Origin of the sequence: Lacticaseibacillus manihotivorans DSM 13343 = JCM 12514, from assembly GCF_001435035.1 — a bacterium.
In the GTDB taxonomy this organism is placed as follows: domain Bacteria; phylum Bacillota; class Bacilli; order Lactobacillales; family Lactobacillaceae; genus Lacticaseibacillus; species Lacticaseibacillus manihotivorans.
Genome location: NZ_AZEU01000251.1, coordinates 1 through 560 on the forward strand (window position 1 = coordinate 1; position 560 = coordinate 560).

Genomic DNA, 560 nt, shown 5'->3' on the forward strand with positions numbered 1-560 from the left:
CGATTGTCGCGGTTACGGTAAAGTGTGTCGGCCAGTACCTCATCTGGGTAATGGCCATGCAAATCGAAGTAGTGATCCAAGGTCGCTTCAAAGTCTTTACTTTCATTGAAGGCACTGAATTCGAAACGCTCAATATCAACGATACCTTCGCTCAAGGACGCATCGATTTTGGCACCAAACTCAACTTTAGATCGTGCCTTACCACGCTGAATCGGCCGAATGTAAGGCTGCTGGAGACTGACAATTCGGTCTTCAACTCTGTGAATCTTGTGTTCAAACATGTCCCATTGTTGGTCGAACAAGATTCGGATGACACCCAAGCGTACTGCTTGTTTGGCGGTTAAGATTGCCCCGGCGTCGATGAATTCATTGATGTAGCGCAAATCGCGACGGACATATTGGAGCTGAGCTTTGACTTGCTTGTGAACGGATTGCTTTTGGCTCTTCGGATGGCGTGAGAAAGCTGTCCAAACTTGTTTGGCCTCACGCTTGTACATGCGTGGATTTGGAACATTCAGTTGATGCGCCATGTCAATGGCCATGTCTTCAAGATTCTGGCG

Annotated in this window: 1 protein-coding gene; it reads right to left on the reverse strand. The window is 47.9% G+C overall.

Annotated elements, in window-relative coordinates:
• A partial coding sequence (locus FD01_RS13095; RefSeq protein WP_477218259.1) for a transposase family protein occupies positions 1-560 on the reverse strand: 560 nt, incomplete at both ends.